The organism is Pelagibacterium sp. (genome assembly GCF_048264985.1).
Classification (GTDB): domain Bacteria; phylum Pseudomonadota; class Alphaproteobacteria; order Rhizobiales; family Devosiaceae; genus Pelagibacterium.
Map to the genome: position 1 here is coordinate 171,574 of NZ_JBLXCL010000001.1, position 21,734 is coordinate 193,307.

Annotated in this window: 18 protein-coding genes; 9 read left to right on the forward strand and 9 right to left on the reverse strand. The window is 59.5% G+C overall.

What is annotated here, in order from left to right:
• The first annotated feature begins 182 nt into the window (after positions 1–182).
• The 6 genes from rpsT (at position 183) to gyrB (ending at position 8,424) form a co-directional block, all read left to right on the forward strand.
• Complete coding sequence (rpsT, locus tag ACN0TA_RS00935) at positions 183–449, forward strand: 30S ribosomal protein S20 (protein ID WP_417578884.1); 267 nt, start codon at positions 183–185, stop codon at positions 447–449.
• A gap of 801 nt (positions 450–1,250) precedes the next feature.
• Positions 1,251–2,684, forward strand: coding sequence for a chromosomal replication initiator protein DnaA (gene dnaA / locus ACN0TA_RS00940; protein WP_417582007.1), 1,434 nt, complete (start codon positions 1,251–1,253; stop codon positions 2,682–2,684).
• Positions 2,685–2,747: 63 nt separating this feature from the next.
• Positions 2,748–3,236 (forward strand): GNAT family N-acetyltransferase, encoded by a 489-nt coding sequence (locus ACN0TA_RS00945; RefSeq protein ID WP_417578886.1) that lies wholly within the window; start codon positions 2,748–2,750, stop codon positions 3,234–3,236.
• 204 nt (positions 3,237–3,440) lie between these two features.
• On the forward strand, positions 3,441–4,559 hold the full coding sequence (dnaN, locus tag ACN0TA_RS00950) for a DNA polymerase III subunit beta (protein WP_417578888.1): 1,119 nt from the start codon (positions 3,441–3,443) through the stop codon (positions 4,557–4,559).
• Between the two features lie 173 nt (positions 4,560–4,732).
• On the forward strand, positions 4,733–5,857 hold the full coding sequence (recF, locus tag ACN0TA_RS00955) for a DNA replication/repair protein RecF (RefSeq protein WP_417578890.1): 1,125 nt from the start codon (positions 4,733–4,735) through the stop codon (positions 5,855–5,857).
• 110 nt (positions 5,858–5,967) lie between these two features.
• A complete protein-coding gene (gyrB, locus tag ACN0TA_RS00960) occupies positions 5,968–8,424 on the forward strand; it encodes a DNA topoisomerase (ATP-hydrolyzing) subunit B (RefSeq protein ID WP_417578892.1) in 2,457 nt (818 codons plus the stop codon).
• 265 nt (positions 8,425–8,689) lie between these two features.
• Here the strand turns inward: gyrB and ACN0TA_RS00965 are convergent, their stop codons facing one another.
• Positions 8,690–10,384 (reverse strand): hypothetical protein, encoded by a 1,695-nt coding sequence (locus tag ACN0TA_RS00965; RefSeq protein ID WP_417578894.1) that lies wholly within the window; start codon positions 10,382–10,384, stop codon positions 8,690–8,692.
• 3 nt (positions 10,385–10,387) lie between these two features.
• A complete protein-coding gene (locus tag ACN0TA_RS00970) occupies positions 10,388–10,660 on the reverse strand; it encodes a hypothetical protein (RefSeq protein WP_417578896.1) in 273 nt (90 codons plus the stop codon).
• A gap of 188 nt (positions 10,661–10,848) precedes the next feature.
• Between ACN0TA_RS00970 and ACN0TA_RS00975 the strand changes: the two genes are divergently transcribed.
• Complete coding sequence (locus tag ACN0TA_RS00975; protein WP_417578898.1) at positions 10,849–13,002, forward strand: transglycosylase domain-containing protein; 2,154 nt, start codon at positions 10,849–10,851, stop codon at positions 13,000–13,002.
• A gap of 109 nt (positions 13,003–13,111) precedes the next feature.
• On the opposite strand, the gene ACN0TA_RS00980 is transcribed toward ACN0TA_RS00975, so the two are convergent.
• Positions 13,112–13,846 carry a M48 family metallopeptidase gene (locus ACN0TA_RS00980; RefSeq protein ID WP_417578899.1) on the reverse strand — a complete coding sequence of 245 codons (735 nt, stop codon included), beginning with the start codon at positions 13,844–13,846 and terminating at the stop codon, positions 13,112–13,114.
• Between the two features lie 281 nt (positions 13,847–14,127).
• Positions 14,128–14,571 (reverse strand): DUF2852 domain-containing protein, encoded by a 444-nt coding sequence (locus ACN0TA_RS00985; RefSeq protein WP_417578901.1) that lies wholly within the window; start codon positions 14,569–14,571, stop codon positions 14,128–14,130.
• Positions 14,572–14,706: 135 nt separating this feature from the next.
• On the opposite strand from ACN0TA_RS00985, the gene ACN0TA_RS00990 reads away from it, so the two are divergent.
• Together ACN0TA_RS00990 and ACN0TA_RS00995 are read left to right on the forward strand one after the other, a co-directional pair.
• On the forward strand, positions 14,707–16,050 hold the full coding sequence (locus tag ACN0TA_RS00990) for an ActS/PrrB/RegB family redox-sensitive histidine kinase (RefSeq protein ID WP_417578903.1): 1,344 nt from the start codon (positions 14,707–14,709) through the stop codon (positions 16,048–16,050).
• 63 nt (positions 16,051–16,113) lie between these two features.
• Positions 16,114–16,668 carry an ActR/PrrA/RegA family redox response regulator transcription factor gene (locus tag ACN0TA_RS00995; RefSeq protein ID WP_417578905.1) on the forward strand — a complete coding sequence of 185 codons (555 nt, stop codon included), beginning with the start codon at positions 16,114–16,116 and terminating at the stop codon, positions 16,666–16,668.
• 32 nt (positions 16,669–16,700) lie between these two features.
• On the opposite strand, the gene ACN0TA_RS01000 is transcribed toward ACN0TA_RS00995, so the two are convergent.
• From ACN0TA_RS01000 to ACN0TA_RS01020, 5 genes are all read right to left on the reverse strand, one after another.
• Positions 16,701–17,798, reverse strand: coding sequence for a hemolysin family protein (locus ACN0TA_RS01000; RefSeq protein ID WP_417578907.1), 1,098 nt, complete (start codon positions 17,796–17,798; stop codon positions 16,701–16,703).
• 67 nt (positions 17,799–17,865) lie between these two features.
• Positions 17,866–18,345, reverse strand: a complete 480-nt coding sequence (gene ybeY, locus ACN0TA_RS01005) for an rRNA maturation RNase YbeY (RefSeq protein ID WP_417582009.1) — start codon at positions 18,343–18,345, stop codon at positions 17,866–17,868.
• Between the two features lie 108 nt (positions 18,346–18,453).
• Entirely contained in the window at positions 18,454–19,491 is a 1,038-nt protein-coding gene (locus ACN0TA_RS01010) for a PhoH family protein (RefSeq protein ID WP_417578909.1), read from the reverse strand.
• Positions 19,492–19,541: 50 nt separating this feature from the next.
• Positions 19,542–20,927, reverse strand: a complete 1,386-nt coding sequence (gene miaB, locus ACN0TA_RS01015) for a tRNA (N6-isopentenyl adenosine(37)-C2)-methylthiotransferase MiaB (RefSeq protein WP_417578911.1) — start codon at positions 20,925–20,927, stop codon at positions 19,542–19,544.
• A 9-nt stretch (positions 20,928–20,936) separates the two neighbouring features.
• On the reverse strand, positions 20,937–21,728 hold the full coding sequence (locus tag ACN0TA_RS01020; RefSeq protein ID WP_417578913.1) for a lysophospholipid acyltransferase family protein: 792 nt from the start codon (positions 21,726–21,728) through the stop codon (positions 20,937–20,939).
• Positions 21,729–21,734 lie beyond the last annotated feature (6 nt).

A 21,734-nucleotide genomic window follows, 5' to 3' on the forward strand; every position in this document is an offset into this window, starting at 1 on the left:
GTCGCATCGCGTGCAAAGCGTTTGACTCTCAAATGCCCGCTCTCTATAGAGCAGCCTTCGCTGGGCGTGCCGCAAGGTGCGCCCGTTCCGGTTGTGCTTTCCCTGCAAAGGGTTTCAGCACGCAAGGCAAAACACACCATGGCACTGGACACACCGGCGCCCGCCACGAGGAAATCTTAAGAATGGCAAATACCACTTCGGCCAAGAAGGCCACCCGCAAGATCGAAGTCCGTACCGCCAAGAACACGGCGCGCCGCAGCCGCGTGCGCACCTATCTGCGCAAGGTCGAAGAAGCCATCGCTTCGGGTGATCAGACAGCAGCAGCAGCAGCGCTGCGCGCCGCCGAACCCGAGCTGCAGCGTGCAGCCGGCAAGGGCGTGTTTCACAAAAACATGGCCGACCGCAAGGTTTCCCGCCTCGCCAAGCGCGTCAAGGCTCTGGGCGCTTAAGGCCTGGCTGCCAAAACCTATAGACCCGATCGTCTTTCGGGTTTGAGAACAAGTTTCCAAGGCCCCCGACGGGGGCCTTTTCCATTTCAGAGACAATGGCTATTTTGCGTGACATTTCCGTCATCGCTGAGTCACAAAAACGCAACTAAAGGGTGCTGACGAAGGGGCGCGGAAAAAATAATCCGTTGAGACTCAAAACGGCCCCAACCGGATTCTGCAAGGAGTCCCATACCCTTAATTTTTCCGCGCTGGACATGGCCGCTCTACCAAACGACAGAGCGGATGAGTCAAGCTGATTTTTGGCCAAATCGGCGGTTGTGCGCAAAAATTTGACTGTCTAAAATGACCCTATTGGATCAGAAAGAGGCCGGCGAAAGACAAGTCTAGCGCCTCCTTCAAACGGGTAGACCAAGGGGACAGCGATGAACGGATCAGATGCTTTTCGACTCTTTGAGAGTCGTGATGGCGCCATGACCGTGCATCCCAAGTTCCTGGTCCACTTCTAGACAGACCAAGACGAGTTTTCGTCTTTCCCTCAGGTGCTGCTGCGCCGATTTCAATTTGTAGTGACAGGATACTGCGCATGTAATGCTTGCGCGGGAGCGTAAATTTATTGTCCCGACCAACGGGACGAAATGGGGAAACAGGGGTGTCGCCGGGGATGGGCGGCGCGTCATAGCAAAAGAGGCAACACCAATGGATTCGATCGCGGCTGCGGATCGCGGAACGTGGGAAAAAGGCGACGGCAAAGCGGGCGAAGTTCCGCAAAGGACAACAACGATGGCCCAAGGGGGTAAGAAAATGACCATGGATGCCGATCAGGTCTGGTTACGCGTGCGGGCGCGACTTCGAGCGGCTGTCGGCGAGGATGTATTTACCTCATGGTTTGCCCGGCTTGAGCTCGAAGAAGTCGTTGGCGATCTTGCTCACCTTTCGGTGCCCACGCGCTTCTTGTGCTCATGGATCCAGTCCAACTACGTCGAAAAGATTCTCGAAGCCTTCACCTCTGAAGACGATTCGATCGGCCGGCTGCACGTGACAGTGCGCGTCAACGGCCAGGCGCGTCCAAGGCTGGTGAGCTCTAACGAGCCAACGGTCGAGGCCGAAACGCCTGCCAATGTGCAGGAGGTGCGAACGGTTCCGGCGCTTGTCAGCAGCCGACCTGCCACGGGCACACGCTCCAACGCGCTCTCGGGTTCGGCACTGGACCGCAAGCTGACATTTGACACTTTCGTTTCGGGCGGCGCCAATGAAATGGCGCTCAACGTCGCCAAACAGGTCGCCTCAGCCGCAGCCAACAATGTCGTAACGTTCAACCCCGTCTATATCCATTCCTCGGTCGGGCTAGGCAAAACCCACCTTCTGAACGCGATTGCCTGGGCGGCCGGCGCCTCCGACACCTCGCGCAACATCGTCTACCTCACCGCCGACCATTTCATGTACCACTTCATCACAGCGGTGCAGCACCAGTCGGCGCTGGCATTCAAGGAGTGGCTGCGCGGAATCGATCTCTTGTTGATCGACGACATGCAGTTCTTGCAGGGCAAATCGGCAACCGAGTTTGGCCACACGCTCTCGACCCTGATTTCCGGCACCAAGCAGGTCGTTGTGGCCGGCGATGCGCCGCCGCGCGATCTCGAAATGCTCGATGACCGCGTGCGGTCGCGCCTTTCAGGCGGGCTGGTGATTCCGATTACCCAGTTCGATCCAGAGCTGCGCCGCGCCATCGTACAGAAGCGCGCCGACCAAGCCGCCGGCCGGTTTACCGGGTTGAGCTTTCCCGGCCCGGTCATCGACTATGTTGCGCGCTCGATCATCTCGCATGGCCGCGACCTCGATGGCGCCGTCAACCGACTGGTGGCCGCCAACCAGCTGACAGGCGAACCGATCACTGTCGGTCTTGCCGAAAAGACCCTGCAGGATCTGATCCGTTCGCGTGAAACGCCGCGCGTCCGTATCGAGGACATCCTCAAAATCGTTGCCCGCCACTACAAGGTCCCGCGCAATGAATTGCTGTCCTCGCGCCGCTCGCGCGATGTGGTGCGCCCGCGCCAGATCGCCATGTATCTGGCCAAGTCGCTGACCTCGCGGTCGCTGCCCGAGATCGGCCGCCGGTTTGGCGGACGCGATCACACAACAGTGCTCCATTCGGTGCGCAAGGTGGAGCAGTTGATGAGCCAGGACGGCGAGCTGACCCAGGAAATCGAGCTGCTCCGGCGCATGCTGGAGGAATAAGATACGACGCGGGGGGGGCACCCCCCGCCATCGTTCCTAGAGCCGCAACCACAAAGACCCGACATGCCGGTCAGCATCCGCCACGCCACAAAGGCCGACACGGCGCAAATTCTCGCCATCGTCGCGCCGATCCTGGCAGCAGGGGAAACCTATGCCATTGCGCGCGACCTCGATGAGGCCGGCGTTTTCGCCTATTGGTTCGATCCCGCTCACGAGGTCTTTGTCGCTGAAGAAGACGGCACGGTCCTTGGGACATTCTACCTTATGGCCAACCAACAGGGCGGCGGGAGCCATGTTGCCAATTGCGGCTATATGACGGCCCCTCCGTCACGAGGAAAAGGCGTTGCGCGGGCGATGTGCCAGCATTCTCTGGCGCGGGCCGCTGAGCGTGGCTTCCGCGCCATGCAATTCAATCACGTCGTCTCCACCAACAGCGGTGCCATCGCGCTTTGGCAATCGCTGGGATTCGATATTGCAGGGATCTTGCCCAAAGCCTTTGATCATCCAGAGCATGGCTATGTCGACAGCTACGTGATGTTCAAGACGCTCTAAGACTTCCCTGCGCAGGGGAAACTGACGGCTGGCCCGGCAAACGTCGACATGGGGCGATTTTCTTTTGTGAAGCGGGGTTCTGCACCCCGGTGGGGCCTTGTTTTTTTTTGCCCGCCGATGCAGGGTCACTGCCCGGCTTTTGCGCCGGCGAAGGCCCTTCCCGGGCCGGGAAAACCAGACAGAAACATCAGGGGTCTATAAGCAATGAAGGTCACGCTCGAGCGCAACCATCTGCTCAAGTCACTGGGGCATGTGCACCGCGTTGTCGAGCGGCGCAACACCTATCCGATCCTCGCCAACGTGCTGATGAGCGCGACAGGCGACGGGCTGGACCTGCGGGCCACCGACCTTGATATCGAAGTGACCGAGACCGTTCCGGCCATGACCGGCACACCGGGTACCACAACGGTGCCGGCCCACACGCTTTACGAAATCGTGCGCAAGCTTTCCGATGGCGCCGATGTTGTGCTCGAAACCGACGGCAACGATCAGATGCTGATCTCGTCGGGCCGGTCACGCTTTCATCTGGCCTGCCTGAACCCCGATGGTTTTCCAGACCTGAAATCGGGCGCTTTCACCCATACATTCTCGATCAAGGTCCAGATGCTCAAGGACCTGATCGAGCGCACCCAGTTCGCGATCTCCAATGAAGAGACGCGCTATTACCTCAACGGGATTTTCGTTCACACAGTCGATGGCCCCGATGGGGTTGTGATGCGCGCAGTGGCGACCGATGGCCACAGGCTGGCGCGGGTCGAAGCCGAGGCCCCTTCCGGATCTGCGGGCATGCCTGGCATCATCATTCCGCGCAAGACAGTGGCCGAAGTGCTCAAACTGCTCGATGGCGTCGAAGACGAGGTCAAGATCGAGCTCTCGGACACCAAGATCCGCTTCACGCTGGGCGGCGTTATCCTGCTGTCCAAGCTGATTGAGGGGAGCTTCCCCGATTACGAGCGCGTGACCCCGAAAAACAACGACAAAGCACTTGTCGTCCATCGCGACAGCCTGGCCAAGGCCGTTGACCGCGTGTCCACTATCGCATCCGAGCGGGGCGGCAAGGCCGTCAAGCTGGCCCTGACACAAGGACAACTCGAGCTTTCGGTGACCAATCCAGATCACGGCACAGCAAATGAAGAGCTGGCAGTGGAGTTCGATCTCGAAGGGTTCGAGATTGGATTCAACGCGCGTTATCTGTTGGAAATCATCGCCCAGATTCGCACCGAGAACGCGACATTCATGTTCAACGATGCCGGATCGCCGACGCTTGTGCGCGAAGACGGAGAGACCAAGGCGCTCTTCGTGCTCATGCCCATGCGCGTATGATCCAGATGATGCCGGGCTGCAAGCCGCGCATTTCTGCGCTTTCGGTGCTCACGTACGGCCAGTACGCTCCGCTCCGGTTCTCGAAATGCACGGCTTTTGCTCCGGACTGACCTGAATCCGCCAACACGTGCGTTCAGGACATCAGATATTGGCCGGCGGCGCGGACTGAACTCATGACCGATGCACAGCGCTATGTCTCCCGTTTGCGGCTGACCGGGTTTCGCAACTATCCCAGCGCCGCGCTCGATCTCGATCATCGCCATGTGGTGCTGACAGGTGAGAACGGGGCGGGCAAGACCAATCTCATCGAAGCGATATCGCTTCTGGCGCCGGGACGCGGCTTGCGGCGGGCCGGGTTCGATACGCTGGGCGTTGTCGGGGGCGACGGGCTATGGGCGGTAGCGGCCAGCATCGAAACGGCGTTCGGTCCCGTCGACATTGGTACCGGGGCCACCCCCGATGCGGCTGGACGGCGCGTACGGATCAACGGCGCCAATGCGCGGGCCATCGAGGACATGAGCGAGCATGTGCGCGTGCTCTGGCTCACGCCCGCCATGGATGGTCTGTTTACCGGGCCGGCCAGCGAACGGCGGCGGTTTCTGGACCGACTGGTCACTGCACTGCATCCTGGCCATTCCAGCACAGTGAACGACTTTGAGAAATCCATGCGTCAGCGCAACCGGCTGCTCGAGGACAATGGCGACACCGCATGGCTGAGCGCAATCGAGGCGCAGATGGCCGAATTGGCCACGGCCATCTATTTCGCCCGCGCCGATTCGCTGGCCCATCTGCAGGCGCTTATGGAAACTTCGGTCGCCGATACGGGGTTTCCGGCTGCGCTGCTGGCGATAACCCCGATGATGGAGGGCGAGATTGCCGACACCGCAAGCGGGCTGGAAACGGCGCTGAGCACGCTTTGGCGCAATTGCCGCGGGCTTGATCGGGCGGCCGGACGCACCACGTTGGGACCACACAGGGTCGATCTGGACGTGACCCACGCGCCCAAATCCATGCCGGCGGGGCTATGTTCGACCGGCGAACAAAAAGCGCTGCTGATCGGGCTTGTGCTGATCCATGCACGGCTGGTTTCAAAGATGACCGGGATCACGCCGATTTTGCTGCTCGACGAGATTGCCGCCCATCTCGATCCGGTGCGGCGAGGGGCGCTTTTCGACGCCCTGGACCGGCTGGGCACCCAGTGCTGGATGACCGGAACCGACCCGGTTCTGTTTGACGCCCTGGGCGATCGGGCGCAGCATTTTTCGGTTCATGCCGGGGTGGTACGGCCTGTTGGCTGAAAATCCTGCCGAATCGGGGCCTCAAACGCCGAAAATGGGCCAAATTGCTTGGGGATAAGTCCTCAATCAGGTACAAGATATCAATTCCCAACAAGGCTGATTCTTCTTTCATGAGCGACACGCCCCCGATCCCCAACGATGCAGACTATGGCGCGGATTCGATCAAGGTTCTCAAGGGCCTCGACGCGGTTCGGAAACGCCCCGGCATGTATATCGGGGATACCGATGACGGCACGGGCCTGCATCACATGGTCTATGAAGTCGTCGACAACGCTATCGACGAGGCGCTGGCCGGACATGCCGACCTGGTTACCGTCCAGCTCAACGCCGATGGATCGGTCACCGTTATCGACAACGGACGCGGCATACCCACCGATATCCACAAGGAAGAGGGGATCTCGGCGGCCGAAGTCATCATGACCCAGCTCCACGCCGGCGGTAAGTTCGACCAGAACTCCTACAAGGTTTCCGGCGGTCTGCACGGTGTTGGCGTTTCAGTGGTCAACGCGCTGTCGGTGTCGCTCAAGCTCAAGATCCGCCGCAGCGGCGGGATTTTCGAGATGGGGTTCACTCATGGGGTGGCCGATGCGCCGCTGGCCCAGATCGGCGACTATGTTCAGGACAAGCAGGCTGGCACCTATGAAGGGCGCTCGGGCACGGAAATCACCTTCCTGCCCTCGAGCGAAACCTTCACAATGGTCGAGTTCGACTTCAAGACGCTCGAGCATCGGCTGCGCGAGCTGGCGTTCCTCAATTCGGGCGTCCACATCATCCTGCGCGACAAACGCCACCCCGAAATTGTCGAAACAGACCTGATGTATGAAGGCGGGCTTGAAGCCTTCGTCCAGTATCTCGACAAGAACAAATCGTCGCTGCTCGACAAGCCGATTTCGCTGATTTCGGAAAAGGACGGGATCACCGTTGAGGTGGCGCTGTGGTGGAACGACAGCTACCACGAGAACGTCTTGTGCTTTACCAACAACATTCCCCAGCGCGATGGCGGCACGCACCTGGCCGGGCTGCGCGGGGCGCTGACGCGGCAGGTGACCGGTTATGCCGAGCAATCGGGCGTCACAAAGCGCGAAAAGGTTTCGCTGACCGGCGACGATACGCGCGAAGGGCTGACCTGCGTGCTCTCGGTCAAGGTGCCCGATCCCAAATTCTCGTCCCAGACCAAAGACAAGCTGGTATCCTCCGAAGTGCGGCCAGTGGTTGAGAACGTCGTCAACGACAAGCTCAGCCAGTGGTTCGAGGAGCATCCCGCCGAGGCCAAGACCATCGTGACCAAGGTGGCCGAAGCGGCTGCTGCACGCGAAGCGGCCCGCAAGGCGCGTGAATTGACCCGCCGCAAATCGGCGCTGGAAATCTCCTCGCTGCCCGGCAAACTTGCCGATTGCCAGGAGCGCGATCCGGCCAAGGCCGAAATCTTCATCGTCGAGGGCGATTCGGCCGGTGGGTCGGCCAAGCAGGGGCGCGACCGCGCGACCCAGGCCATCCTGCCGCTGCGCGGCAAGATTCTTAACGTGGAGCGGGCCCGGTTCGACCGGATGATCTCTTCGGACCAGGTGGGCACACTGATTACCGCCCTGGGCACAGGCATCGGGCGCGAGGAATTCAACCCCGACAAGCTGCGCTACCACAAGATCATCATCATGACTGACGCCGACGTCGACGGCGCCCATATCCGGACACTGCTGCTGACGTTCTTTTACCGGCAAATGCCGGAGTTGATCGAGCGCGGCTATCTCTACATCGCGCAGCCGCCGCTTTACAAAGTGACGCGTGGACGCTCCGAGCAATACCTCAAGGACGAGAGGGCGCGGGAGGACTATCTGCTGGCCGGCGGCACCGAAGATGCCATGCTGACCACACGTTCAGGATCGTCCCATACGGGCAATGATTTGCTGTCGATCGTCGAACAGGCCCGCGATCTCAACCATCTGATCGACAATCAGAACGCCCGCTACAACCGGCAGATGATCGAACAGGCCGCAGTTGTCGGCGCGCTCGATCCGGCCGCAATGGATAATCCCGACACAGCGCAAGCTCTTGCCGAACGGGTTGCCGCCAGGCTCAACCGCATGTCGGACGAGACCGAGCGGACCTGGGAGGGCCGTATCGATGGCGACGGCGGATATGTGTTCGCACGCGTCGTACGCGGTGTGACCGAGAGCCACACGCTCGATGCAGCCCTTTTAAATTCCGCCGATGCGCGCAAGCTGCGCAATCTCGCCGGGCGCCTTGACGAAATCTATAGCGGCGTTCCGACGTTGACCCGCAAGGAGCAGACCCAATCGGTCTATGGCCCACGATCGCTGTTTTCGATCGTCATGGCGGCAGGCGGCAAGGGCGTGGCCATGCAGCGTTACAAAGGGCTGGGCGAAATGAATGCCTCCCAGCTGTGGGAAACCACCATGGACAAGAATGCACGCACACTGTTGCAGGTCCAGATCAAGGAAAGCGACGACGCAGACTCGATTTTCTCCCAGTTGATGGGCGATCTTGTCGAGCCGCGGCGCGACTTTATCCAGGACAACGCGCTTTCCGTTTCCAATCTCGATATCTGATGGCGCTGAGCGGCGGGTTTCGACCCTCATTTTGGCCGTTTCAGGGTGCTCCCTTCGCCACCTGAAACTTGCCATTCGTTCGGTCCCCGCGAATGGCGGAGCTGGGGTCGTCAGCAGACCTTTCGCTCTTAGGATTACTAACGCAAAAAGTGGACATCCCAGGCGGGTACAAAGAAGGTGGATCGTGCGCGACGCGCCCGTTCGAGGTCAGAGAAACCTCCACCTTCAGAGGTTGCCGCTCGCGAAGGACAAATCAATTGTGACCTTAGGCTTCAGGCACGACGACACCGAACTTCTCGACACGTAGTCGATTGATCGCGCTCTCTTGCCCAATCCTCTGTAGGGCTGACACAGCCTTCGCGGAAATGCTCTTCATCTTCTCGTCTGCGTTTCCAATGTTTCGGAAGTAGGTCAGTCCATAGATGACCCGGCGCAGCTCCTCGTCTTTTGCTGCTTTCATGGCGGCATAGAAATCGTCGGCACTATGCTTGTCGATGAATTCAAGGGTGTCATCGCTCCATCCCCTGTCGCTCACGATAGCGGTCGCGACACTCCTCAGAGTTCTGTCGTCAGCGAACGCACCAGCTTTGGTAGCGAAAGCCGCGGTCACATCTGGATCCTCGATATTAAAGCGCGGCAAGACTGAATCTCCCACCCAGAAGTCCTTTCCGTCATCTCGGCTGGCCACGTAGTGCTTAATGAGATCGTCGAGGCCCTCGCCGTGACCGAGTTTCTTCAGGGTCGCGATCGAAGCGGAAAGATTCGCAGGGCTGATTGCTGCGGCGTTGTCCCTGATCGACTGCTTCAGCTCCGTGGCGAATGCATCTGCATTGTCATCGAATGATCCATGGTAGATGTCCCACACCTTGCTGAACGCGGCATCCTGGTCCGCGAGTTCGAGCCTTCCCGTCATCATGTCAGCTTCTCGCCGCAGGGAACCTTCATCGTAAAAGCCGCTGCGGATGGCATCGAAGACGACGAGATCAAGGCCGTCCGCTGTGAGGAACTTATATCGCTTCAGAAGCTCGGAATGCTGGATCTCTTCTGGAGTTCGTTCCTCTCGGTCACCGAAGAGATTGGCATAGGGGCGATGCTTCAGGATGGCATCGATAGGAGGTGCTTCGGTGGGCTGGTAGATCGCGAAGCCGAACAGGCACGCGCTATGGAAAGCCTGCTTAATGACGCGCTCGTCATAGCCCTGCAAAACCTCTTCCAGCCGACCGCATATTCTAAGGAGCTTGAAGATCGTCCGGATGTTAGTGATTTCTAGCTTCGCCGCATATTCTGCGACCATCTGGGTCAGGAGGGTCGTTCGATCCGGGACAGCTATTGCAACCGCCTCGCTCGCCGTCGGAGCGAATGTCAGATTGATGTCGATTACCTTTTCCAGTTGAACGCGGAAGTCCTCGGCATTCTGTCCTTCCAATGCCTCACTGTTCAACAGCAGCACCACTTTGCAATTTTTCTTCTCTTTGAGGAAAGAGATCAGTCCCAGCACATCTTTCAGGCCGAGACTGTCGCTCATGCGCTCGAGATCGTCGAAGCATACGATCTGGTTTCGTACGTCGAGGAATCCGGCTTCAACCAACCCTCCGTAGTCGGCAACAACTGGGATGCCACGAATTATTCCGATCCCTGCACGCCACTTGGACGACAGTTGCGCCAAGCGGTCGGAGACACTGCTGAAGGTCGCTTCCAGCCTCACCTTCTCCCTAAAAGCTGGAGCTTCGACTGTGTTTTCGAAGACTGATCTGCGAACATCGCTTAGGGTCTCAAGGCCGAACAAAGAGACGTAGGCATAGCGCGGCGGCCCTACCGTGGCATCCTTGAATGCAGCAGTGAGCAAGGTGTCCCAAGTATGGGTCTTGCCAACGCCCCACCTGCCGCTCAAACAAAGCGCAAGTTTATCCTCCGCCTTGAGAAATCGACGGATCTCGTTCTTCACTTGCTCTGTGCTCACGCTTTAATCCCGTAGCCGTCCCAATGCCGAAGGTTGTAAGTCATGTTGATATTCTTGGCGAGCGTCCTGGATCAGCTCGATCTCGCGCTCGAGCATGTCCAGTAGGGCAGCGTCCATGATGCCCGCTTTGGCCTGGCTGAAAGATTGTCCGATTTCAGAATCGGGCCGGAAGAACGACCAGAGTGAAGGCGCCAAGCTGTCAGCCGGCCCAAGCTGATTGAGCGACGGCTTCCTGGCCCAGTCGCCTAAAAGCTGACGGTCAGCAATCCACCCCAAGTCAGAAGTCGCGGGCGCGGATGCCTGGCACGCCAAAACCGTTGCCCTGCGGCCACACAAGGGGGTAAGAGTGGAAAAATTCACATAAACGCGCCACAATTGGCCGCGATAGCGGTAGGGATCGCGTCTGCGCCCCGCATGGTGGCGCGTATCGATTTTTCACGATGACGGCTTGAAAGTGATCTTTTATGGATCTTCGCCTCTCCCCCGATGATCGCGTCGATGGTGGCAATCAGCGCAAGGCCAAGGGTCAGCGCGCGCAGTCCGGATCCGGCTCCCCTTCACCCAAAGGGCAAAAGCCCCGCCGGGCCAAAAGCCAGAAGGTCAAAAGGAAACGCTCTGGCGGGATGAAGTTTATCGTCGGGCTGGTCTATTTCTGTTTCACAATGGTGTTGATCGGCGGCGTCGCCGTGGCCGGCATTATCGTCTATTACGGTCAGGATCTGGGTTCGTCCTCAACCTGGGAAGTGCCCCAGCGCCCGCCCAATATCCGAGTGCTCGCATCCAACGGACAGCTTTTGACCAATCGCGGCCAGACCGGCGGCGAGGCCGTGGGCATTCACGAATTGCCGCCCTTTGTCGGCCAGGCCGTCGTGGCGAGCGAAGACAGGCGCTTTTACAGCCATTTTGGTGTCGACCCGATCGGGCTGGCGTCAGTGGGGATTGAAATGATCCGCGCACGCGGGCTGACCCGTGGCGCCTCCACGATCACCCAGCAGGTGGCCAAGAATCTGTTCCTGACCCCCGACCAGACACTGGGCCGCAAGGTTCAGGAAGCATTGCTGGCCGTGTGGCTCGAACAAAATTACACCAAGGACGAAATTCTCGAACTCTATCTCAACCGCGTCCATTTCGGTTCGGGATCGACTGGCATCGAAGCCGCAGCGCAGACCTATTTCGGCATTTCGGCGCGCAATCTCTCGCTTGGTCAGGCCGCAATGCTGGCCGGCATTCTGCCCGCGCCGAGCTATTACAACCCGCGCACGCATCCCGAACGCGCAGCAGAACGCCAGCGCCTGGCCCTGGCCAACATGGTGCGCGAAGGCTACATCACGACCGAGCAGGCGCAGGCCGCAGCCGAGAATATGGATGCCAACATCACCACCGAACGGGTGGCGGGCACCGAATATTACGTCGCAGACTGGGTGGAAACACTCATGAACGACTATCTTGGCGAGGTAAATGAAGACGTTGTGGTGTCCACGACGCTCGATTGGGATCTGCAAAAGCAGGCCGAGTTCGTGATCAAGGAAGCCGTTGCCGAACAGGGCGAAAATCTGCGCTTTGCGCAGGCCGCCTTTGTCGCGATGGATACCGAGGGTCGCATACGCGCACTGGTCGGTGGCGTCGATTATGGCCAATCGACCTACAACCGTGCTGTGACTGCACGCCGTCAGCCCGGTTCTGCCTTCAAACCTTTCGTCTATCTTGCTGCCCTGCAGCAGGGATATACGCCAGATACGCTGATGGTCGACGAGCCGCTCAACTACAATGGCTGGGCGCCGGAGAACTCCAACGGGCGCTATGTCGGCCCAGTGCTTTTGCGCGATGCGCTGGCCTTTTCCATCAACACAGTGGCGGCGCGTCTGGCCATCGATATCGGACCTGAAAACGTTGTCGAAACCGCCTATCGCATGGGCTTTTCCTCGAACTTCCAGCCTGTTCCGGCCATAGCGCTCGGCACCCAGGAAGTCTCGCTGCTCGAATTGACCAGTGCTTATGCTCCGTTTGCCAATGGTGGCTATGGCGTGGTGCCCAACGTCATCACCCGCATTACAACCACCGATGGTGAGGTGCTCTACGAAGAAACACCCGCCGGCCCCGGTCGCATCCTGACCGACGAGCAGGTGGGCATGATGAACGACATGCTCCAGACCGGCGTTCAGGCGGGGACGGGCACGCGCGCTCAACTGGGCAACTGGCCGATGGCTGGCAAGACTGGCACATCGCAGCGCAACCGCGACGCCCTGTTCGTCGGCTATACGGCCAGTCTCGTGGGCGGTGTGTGGTTGGGCAATGACGACGACACGCCAACGCGCGTGTTCGGCGGCCAGGTGCCGGCCCAGATCTGGCGCGACGTGATGACCAAGGCCCATGAAGGGCTGCAGTCCGCCGCGCTGCCGGGCAGTTACGTCAAGCTTCAGGATCGCGTTGCCGTGCCGATGCAGGACACGATGCCAGCGACCGGCACGCCTGTGACCATCGATCAGATCCAGGGAGAACCTGGCCAGCGGCCCGTTCAACAGCCTCAGTTCCAGCAGCAGCAGCAACAGCAGCAACCGGTTGCAGTGCCTGCCGATGACGGCATTGGTGGCCTGCTCAACGGCCTGTTCGGCGGATAAAGCGCAGAGCAAAACATTATTGAAAAGCCCGGGCTTCAACCCGGGCTTTTTTTGTTGGCGCGCGCGCAAAAACCATGAGGCACCGCCGGAACGGGCAGGTGTTTGGGTTTCAAAGCGCCATCAGGGCAGCGCCATTGGATTTCAGCCATGCCTTGGGCCGCTCGTAATCGGGGAACGTCCTGGCGACTGTGCGCCAGAAGACAGGCTTGTGGTTCATTTCGAGAATGTGGGCCACTTCATGGGCGGCGACATAATCGAGAACCTCGGGTGGCGCGAGGATCAAACGCCAGTTGAAATTGAGGCTGCCGGTCGATGAGCACGACCCCCAGCGGGTCGATTGATCGCGCAGGGTAATGCCGGAAAAATCGACGCCGAGATTTCGCGCATGATGGGCGCAGGCGACATCTAGGTCTTCGCGGGCCTGTTTTTTAAACCAATCGACAAGCCGACGGCGCATGTGGTCGGGACCGCCGGGCACGTGGAGCTCTGCGTGATCGGCGCCTTGGGTGACGGTAACCAGACCACGCAGCCTGTCTGTGCTGACAAGGACATGGGGAATACCGCGCAACGGCACTGTGGCGCCGGGGGCTATGGCGTATGGGCTTGCGAGCTTTTTGAGGCGCGCCTCCAGCCAGCCGGTGTTGCGCTCAAGGAAAGCCTGAGCGTCACTCCAGCGCCCGGTCCGCGGAAGTGTCAGCACAGGCTCGCCGCGCGCGGTTATGCTCAGCCGATATGACCGAGCGCGCGCATTGGTCCGCACACTGACGCTGACCGGGCCGGACGTCGTTGCGACCTCGGTTGTGTCAGGAATTGGCGTACGGGCAAAAAGGCGGGACAGCCCCATCCATCGTCTCGGTCTAAAAAGAAGGGAATCGCGGAAACCATTATGCAGGCTTGGCGAGGGGACAAAACAAAAAAGAAGCGACACGCCTGATACCGGCAGTGTCGCTTCTGGCTCGTATTGCGCCGGGCAGCACCCAAAAAGGCGGCGCCGGCGCGGTAGGGGTGCCTTGGGTGGAGGGGACCCAAGGCGCGGCCGGGGATCAAAGGGAGGGGAACGTATCCTCCGGCCGAATCGGAATCTCTAGAGCATAAGCTCACCGGCCCGTGGGCCGATGAAAGACTTCAATATCCCTGCCGTTGGCCACTCTCGTCGGCGCGGTTGTCGTCGTGGCGGGGGGCGTTGCGGTCCCGCATGAAGCGGTCGAACTCTTCGCGATCGCGCGCCTTGTGCAGATTGGCGAGATGCTCTTCGAACGCTTCGCGATCTTCTTCGAGCTTGCGGCGTTCCTCGTCGAGGCGCTTGAGCTGTTCGTCGCGATACTCGTCAAAGGCGGCGTTGCCAGTGGCGGACGTGCTGTAATGACGCGAGCCACGGCTGCGGGATTTGAAATTGCCCTTCTGGCTGGCGATCCAGCTTTCGGCCTTTTCGCGACTGCCGCCCATATATTCGCCCCACAAAATGTAGGCGAGGACGGCCATGCCAAGCGGCCAGAAGATGATAAAGCCCAGAACCATCAAGGCGATGGTAATCGGGGACCATGCGGGTTTGATAATTGCACTGTTCATGTTGCGGTCTCTCTCCAGTCTCGAACACAACAAAATTTGGGGTCATTTGGCCGCGCATCAAGGGTTCGGCGATAAATTTATCGGTCTTGAATTCTGCTATAGAGTGCCCATGCACCGCGCCAGAGAAGAGAAAAGATGAGCGAAATCACCGAGCCAAGCGCTCCGCTTCCCGCCCAAAGGGCCAATCCCATGCGGCTTGAAACGCTTGTCCTTTTGCGCTGGCTGGCCATATCGGGCCAGCTCATCACAGTGGTGATCGTGCGCTATGGGCTGGGATATACAGTACCGCTTGGCGCGTGCCTGATGCTGATCGGGTTTTCGGTGCTGGTCAACGCCGGGCTTTTGATCCGCTATGGACCGGGGCACCGGCCATCGACGCGGCTTGCCTTTCTCCAACTCGCCTATGACAGCGTACAATTGGGGGGCCTGTTGTATCTGACCGGCGGGCTGGGCAACCCGTTTGCGATCTTGCTGCTGGCTCCGGTTTCGGTTTCCGCTTCGACCCTGGCTTCGCGTGAAACGATATGGGTGGGCACACTGGTCATTGCCATTGCCAGCGCCCTCTCGCTGTTTCATATGCCACTGCCCTGGGTAGAGGGCATGAGTTTCGAGCCGCCGCGCATCTATCTTACAGGGGTGTGGGTGGCGATCTTGTGCGCTGTGGGATTTGTGGCTGGCTATACAAACAAGGTGGCCCACGAAGCGCGGCAGCTTGTCGATGCGCTGACTATTACCGAGCTTGCGCTGTCGCGACAGCAGCAGCTTTCAGCCCTCGATGGGCTGGCGGCGGCGGCGGCGCATGAACTGGGAACGCCTCTGGCGACAATTGCCCTGGCCGCCAAGGAAATCCGCAGTGACCATGGCGAAGGTGAGTTGGCCGAAGATCTTGACCTGATCATCGATCAGGTGGCGCGTTGCCGGGCCATATTGGGCAAGCTGCGCAGTCTGCGTCCATCGGGGTCCGATATCTTCGACACGGCAACGCTTTCGGACATCGTTGCCGAACTGGCAAAAGCCCATGAAGGCCCCGCGCTGGTCGCGGGCAAATCAATCAGCCTTGCACAAAGCCGGGCTGAAGAAGACGAACCGGTGATCGAGCGCAATGTCGCCCTGCTCTACGGGCTGGGCAACCTGATCGAAAACGCTGTGCAGTTCGCCACCGACGAAGCGACAATTCGCGCCGTCTGGGACGGAAAGCGGGTAATGATCGCCATTATGGATGATGGTCCTGGATTTCCCCCGGACCTTTTAAGCCGGCTCGGGGAACCCTATCTGACAACAAGGACAAGAGACCGCTTCGACCCGCGCCATCCCGATGGGGGCGGAGGTTTGGGACTGGGCGTATTTATCGCCAAGACGCTGCTCGAGCGGACAGGCGCTACGCTCAAATTCTTCAATGCCCGCGCCAATGGGCATGCGTGCGTGGAAATCAGCTGGCCGCGGGACCGGCTGGTCCGAAATGCCGCACGTGACGTATAGGTGTAAGCTTTTGACGTTTTCGCCACGATTGGCCATAACCGAGACGCGAGAGGATCAAGGCCAATGACAAACATTTCCGAGCTTCCCGATAGTGACCGCACACTGTTGCTGGTCGATGACGACAAACCGTTTCTCACACGGCTCGAACGCGCCATGGACAAGCGAGGGTTTATCGTTTCGATCGCCGACACAGTCGCGGGCGGCATGGCGGCAGTAAAATCGAACACACCGGCCTTTGCCGTTGTCGATCTGCGGCTTGAGGACGGAAACGGGCTCTCGGTGGTCAAGGCCCTCCATGAGCATCGCCCAGGTGCACGCGCCGTTGTGCTGACCGGATATGGCAACATTGCCACCGCAGTAACTGCCGTAAAGCTCGGGGCTGTCGATTATCTCGCCAAACCTGCAGATGCCGACGATATCATCAAGGCGCTGCTGGCAGGGGAAGAAGAGATCAAGCCTGAACCCCCTGAAAATCCGATGTCGGCGGATCGTGTGCGTTGGGAACACATCCAGCGCGTGTATGAATTGTGCGACCGCAACGTTTCGGAAACGGCGCGGCGGCTCAACATGCATCGGCGCACGCTTCAGCGCATCCTGGCCAAACGCGCGCCGCGCTGAAATCTTGGCATTTAGAGTGAAGTGACAGGCGGCTATTCAGCCGCCTGCTTGTTTTCGTTGTCTGGCTGAACGCCCGGCTCGGTGGGCAATTCGGCCGATTTGGGTCCAGCGATCAACAGGCGCTGCTTGCGGCGGCGCCGGGTGATGCGCACCTGCTTGACCCGACGGGCATCGGCGCGGGTAATCTCGAACTCAAAACCCTTGAGCCTTGAAACCACTTCGCCCCGAACAGGCACGCGGCCGAGCATTGCAAAGATCAGGCCGCCAAGCGTATCGACTTCCTCGGCATATTCGCCAGGATCGAAATCGGAACCTATGGCCTCGATGAGATCGGTCAGTTCGACGCGGGCATCGGCAACAAAGCTGTCGTCGTCGATGGCGCGCAGCATCGAGGCTTCGCTTTCATCGTGTTCGTCCTCAATATCGCCGACCACGGCTTCGAGCAGATCCTCGATGGTGACCAGCCCGTCGGTCCCGCCATATTCGTCAATCACCACGGCCATGTGCATGCGCGTGGCCTGCATAGAGGCCAGAAGGTCGGTGACCGGCATCGAGGGGGGCACAAAGAGCACCTTGCGCACCAGATCGAGTTTGCCGATGCGCTGCTTGAGCACCGGGGTCACGAATTTGACCGGGCTTTGATTGTTGTGACCGTTGGCGCCATTGCCGGCGGTCGGGGCCGCCGTTCTGGCCGGTTCGGTGACTTTTTCGAGAACATCCTTGATGTGGATCATGCCCACGACGTTATCGAGGCTCTCCTCATAGACCGGCATACGCGAATGGCCGACCTGACGGAACCTGTCGATGACATAGCCTACATTGACCCCCGCTTCGACCGCCTCGATGTCGGCGCGGGGCACCATGACATCTTCGACACGCAATTCGCCAAGCTTGAGCACGTTCTGCAAGATCGCGCGCTCGGACACCGAAAACGTGGTGTCTGTAGACAGGAACGGTCCTTCGAGCGCCTCTTTAAGATCGGTCCGCAAGGATGCCGATCTGCCAGGCAGACGGGCACGAATCCGTGCCCATAGCGACGGCTTTTTATCGCTCGAAATGGATATGTCTTGGTCGCCCTCAGGGCGATGCGGCCGGCGCGCCGCGGCGCTAGATTGATCGCTGTCGGTCATTTGGGGTGCGGTGGGCGTTATAGTTCAGGCCCAACCGTCGGCACTCCGTATTTTGTTGCGCAAAATGTCAGTCGTTCAAAAGAACCTGACCATCATAGGGGTCTGGATACCCCAGAAGCCCCATAATATCGGTTTCTCTTGCCTCCATGGCAAGGGCTTCATCCTCGGTTTCGTGATCATACCCCAAAACATGAAGCAGTCCATGAACCAAAAGATGGGCGAAATGGTGCTCGAATGGTTTTTCAAGCTCGCCTGTCTCGCGCACCAGGGTTTCATAAGCAAGCGATATGTCACCGAGAAAACCCTCTATGGCATCATCGGGGCCAAGTGCAGGGAAAGACAGGACATTTGTTGGCTTGTCCTTGCCGCGCCATTGGCTGTTCAGGGCCCGCTGGGATGCATCGTCGGTCAGCAGAACCGAGATTTCACACGGCCCGTCGATGGCAAAACCGCAATTGTCCAGAGCTGCCGAAAGGGTCTTTTCGGCCAACTCCACCAAGGATTCCGGCCATTCCCCGTGTTCGATATTCATCTCGACGGAAAGCATCCGAGCCGTCGGGCCCGCTTTAGAATCGCTCACGCTGTCCAAAGTCCTTGTCAGTGTCGTGCGACCGAAGCGCACATGGCCCACCATCGTCTCAGCCAGGCGATGACGTCAAACGTCGAGCTTGCCTTCGGTTGAGGGGCTTTTGCCCGTCGACCCTTCATAGGCTCGCACGATACGCGCGACCAGAGCGTGGCGCACAACGTCCTTGTCGGTAAAGCGTGTTGTGTGGATACCATCGACATCGGAAAGCAGATGAAGGGCTTCAACCAGCCCCGATTTTTCGCCACGCGGCAGATCGACCTGAGTGGGGTCACCGGTGATGATCATCTTGGAGTTTTCGCCCAACCGGGTCAAAAACATCTTCATTTGCATCGATGTCGTGTTCTGGGCCTCATCGAGAATCACTGCGGAATTGGCCAGCGTACGACCACGCATGAAGGCAAGCGGGGCCACTTCGATGGCACCGGATGCTATGCAGCGCTCGACAACTTCGGGCTGCATCATGTCGTAAAGCGCATCATAGAGCGGACGCAGATAGGGATCGACCTTTTCCTTCAGATCGCCGGGCAGAAAACCAAGCCGCTCGCCCGCTTCAACCGCTGGGCGTGAGAGAATGATCCTGTTGATTTCACCGCGCTCGAGCAGCGTTGCCGCGTGAGCCACTGCGAGATAGGTCTTGCCTGTACCGGCAGGGCCGACGCCGAATACCATTTCGAAGCGGTCCATGGCGCGGATATAACCATCCTGCGCCGGGTTTCGCGCAACGATCGTCGCCTTGCGCGTAGCGATCTGGGCCATGCGCACCTTGCCGCGCTTTTCGAGCGTTGGCAGCGAAAGCTGGCTGTCTTCGGACTGCACCATGCGGATGACACCATCCACATCGGCAGGTCCGACGACCTTGCCTTCTTCAAGCATGCCGTAAAGCGATTCGAGGGCGCGCCGTGCCTGATCGACGGCGTTGGCGCCACCGCGCAGCATGACATGATTGCCGCGCGAATTGGCCTGAACCCCAAGCCGCTGCTCGATGAGCGCCAGGTTCTGGTCGAATTCACCATATAATTGGGAGACGAGCCGATTGTCCTCGAACGCCAGTTCGAGATGGGCGGCGGCGGACTGGTCGGGTTGCGACCGAAGATTCCGTGTCAAACGCGATGGCTCCAGGGAAGCGTTGCGACTCTTAACAAGACGTTACGCTATCAGACCGCCAGCCCATTGGCAGTGACAATTCTGCCTTCAAGCGAATTTTTTGCCTGACCGATGATTTCGACCGGCAGAATCTGGCCAATAAGGCTCTTGTCGGCACTGATATGGACGGCCTGAAGGTAAGGCGAACGGCCTGCAACCTGACCGGAATTGCGGCCAGGCTTTTCGATCAGAACCGGCATCGTCACGCCCACGCAGCCAGCGTTAAAAGCCTGGGACTGACGGGTGATTTCGGCCTGAAGGATCTCGAGACGTTCTGCCTTGACGTGTTCTTCGATCTGGTTGTCCATCTGCGCGCCTGGCGTGCCGGGGCGGGTCGAATATTTGAACGAGAAGGCCGACGCGTAGCCGATCTTTTGGACCATTTCGACTGTGGCAGCGAAATCAGCGTCGGTTTCGCCGGGAAAGCCGACAATGAAATCGCCTGACAGGGCCATATCGGGCCGGGCGGCGCGGATGCGATCGATGATCTCGTAATATTCGGCAGCCGTGTGGCGACGGTTCATTGCCTTGAGGATCGTGTCCGATCCCGACTGCACAGGCAGATGGAGATAGGGCATCAGCTCAGGCAGATCGCGATGGGCGGCGATCAGTTCGTCATCCATGTCGCGCGGGTGGGATGTCGTATAACGGATGCGCTCGATGCCTTCTATTTCGGCGAGCATATAGCATAGCGCACCAAGGCTGACGCTGACGCCATTGCCGTCAAGACCATGATAGGCATTGACGTTCTGGCCCAGAAGGGTGATTTCGCGCACCCCAGCATCGGCAAGACCGCGCGCCTCGGCAAGCACCTGGGCAACCGGGCGCGACACTTCGGCGCCGCGCGTATAGGGCACCACGCAGAACGAACAGAACTTGTCGCAGCCTTCCTGAACCGTGAGGAAGGCCGTCAGACCACGCGATATGGTCACTTCCTTCTTTGGTGCGGGTAAATGGGCGAACTTGTCTTCTTCGGGGAAATCGGTGTCGATGACCCGACCGGTCTGGGCCTTGGTCAACAGTTCAGGCAGACGGTGATAGGATTGAGGACCAAACACCAGATCGACGGCGGGCGCGCGCGCCATGATCTCTTCGCCTTCGGCCTGGGCAACGCAGCCGGCAACCCCGATCAGCATCTTTTTGGCGCCCGGCTCACGCTCATTGCGGAAATCACGGATACGGCCAAGTTCGGAATAGACCTTTTCGGCGGCCTTTTCGCGGATATGGCAGGTGTTGAGCAGCACAAGGTCGGCCTCACCCATCTCGCTTGTCGGCGTATAGCCGTGCGGCGCCAGTGCGTCGGTCATCCGATCGCTGTCATAGACGTTCATCTGGCAGCCATAGGTCTTGATGAAGACTTTTTTGGCGTTGGGGAGATTTGGCTGATTGTCGCTCATGGGCGCGGTTTACACCACTTCCCCATCCTTTGGCAAAGGGAGTCCGCGATTGAGCGCGTTGAGCATCAAACGCACCTGCGCCCGCGTCTTTTTTGCCATCTGCTTCCGGTCGGCATCGGCCGGGAACGGCTTGCCCACGGCGATGATGACCGTTTTGGGCCCCGAGCTGAGAATCGCGCCAAGCGTGTCGCGCATTTCCATATCACCGATCCATGCGAACTGACGACGTTGGGCGCCCGAAAGAGGCAGACCGGAGATTTTCGTATAGGCGATGGCGAGAGGCTGAATCCTGGCCGCAGGCGCAAGTGTGGCGCTGGCGGCGCCCATGAGCGCAGAGCGGAACGGCAGAACATGGGTGCCTGGGCCCGAAGTCCCTTCGGCAAACAGCAGCACGGGGCAGCCCTGGGCGATTCGGTCACCTATCGCCTCAGCCGTCCTGCGTGTCGCAGTGCGACGCTGGCGATCGACAAAGATCGTTCGGTGCAACCGGGCCAGGGTACCGACAAGCGGCCAGCCGGAAACTTCGGATTTTGCCACGAAACTGACCGGGATCGCGCTGGCGAGAGCGACGATATCGAGCCAGCCGATATGGTTGGCGACAAGCAATGTCCTCCCTTTTGCAATCTCGTGACCTTCCAGGGTCACGCGCAGGCCAAGACCAAAGGCGGCGAGCTTGAAAAACACAGCGGGCAGGCACTGGGCGCCAGGCAAGCCAAACCTGACAATCACCCACTGTAGGGGCATGCCAACCAGTGTGAAAGGCAACAGGACAAGTGCCAGAAACGCAACGCGCAAGGCCATCGGCCG

Bases quoted from the DNA above. Each gene is read 5' to 3' on its own strand.
- rpsT (WP_417578884.1), top strand. From the start codon at position 183: ATGGCAAATACCACTTCGGCCAAGAAGGCCACCCGCAAGATCGAAGTC.
- dnaA (WP_417582007.1), top strand. From the start codon at position 1,251: ATGACCATGGATGCCGATCAGGTCTGGTTACGCGTGCGGGCGCGACTT.
- ACN0TA_RS00945 (WP_417578886.1), top strand. From the start codon at position 2,748: ATGCCGGTCAGCATCCGCCACGCCACAAAGGCCGACACGGCGCAAATT.
- dnaN (WP_417578888.1), top strand. From the start codon at position 3,441: ATGAAGGTCACGCTCGAGCGCAACCATCTGCTCAAGTCACTGGGGCAT.
- recF (WP_417578890.1), top strand. From the start codon at position 4,733: ATGACCGATGCACAGCGCTATGTCTCCCGTTTGCGGCTGACCGGGTTT.
- gyrB (WP_417578892.1), top strand. From the start codon at position 5,968: ATGAGCGACACGCCCCCGATCCCCAACGATGCAGACTATGGCGCGGAT.
- ACN0TA_RS00975 (WP_417578898.1), top strand. From the start codon at position 10,849: ATGGATCTTCGCCTCTCCCCCGATGATCGCGTCGATGGTGGCAATCAG.
- ACN0TA_RS00980 (WP_417578899.1), bottom strand. From the start codon at position 13,846: ATGGGGCTGTCCCGCCTTTTTGCCCGTACGCCAATTCCTGACACAACC.
- ACN0TA_RS00985 (WP_417578901.1), bottom strand. From the start codon at position 14,571: ATGAACAGTGCAATTATCAAACCCGCATGGTCCCCGATTACCATCGCC.
- ACN0TA_RS00990 (WP_417578903.1), top strand. From the start codon at position 14,707: ATGAGCGAAATCACCGAGCCAAGCGCTCCGCTTCCCGCCCAAAGGGCC.
- ACN0TA_RS00995 (WP_417578905.1), top strand. From the start codon at position 16,114: ATGACAAACATTTCCGAGCTTCCCGATAGTGACCGCACACTGTTGCTG.
- ACN0TA_RS01000 (WP_417578907.1), bottom strand. From the start codon at position 17,798: ATGACCGACAGCGATCAATCTAGCGCCGCGGCGCGCCGGCCGCATCGC.
- ybeY (WP_417582009.1), bottom strand. From the start codon at position 18,345: ATGCTTTCCGTCGAGATGAATATCGAACACGGGGAATGGCCGGAATCC.
- miaB (WP_417578911.1), bottom strand. From the start codon at position 20,927: ATGAGCGACAATCAGCCAAATCTCCCCAACGCCAAAAAAGTCTTCATC.
- ACN0TA_RS01020 (WP_417578913.1), bottom strand. From the start codon at position 21,728: ATGGCCTTGCGCGTTGCGTTTCTGGCACTTGTCCTGTTGCCTTTCACA.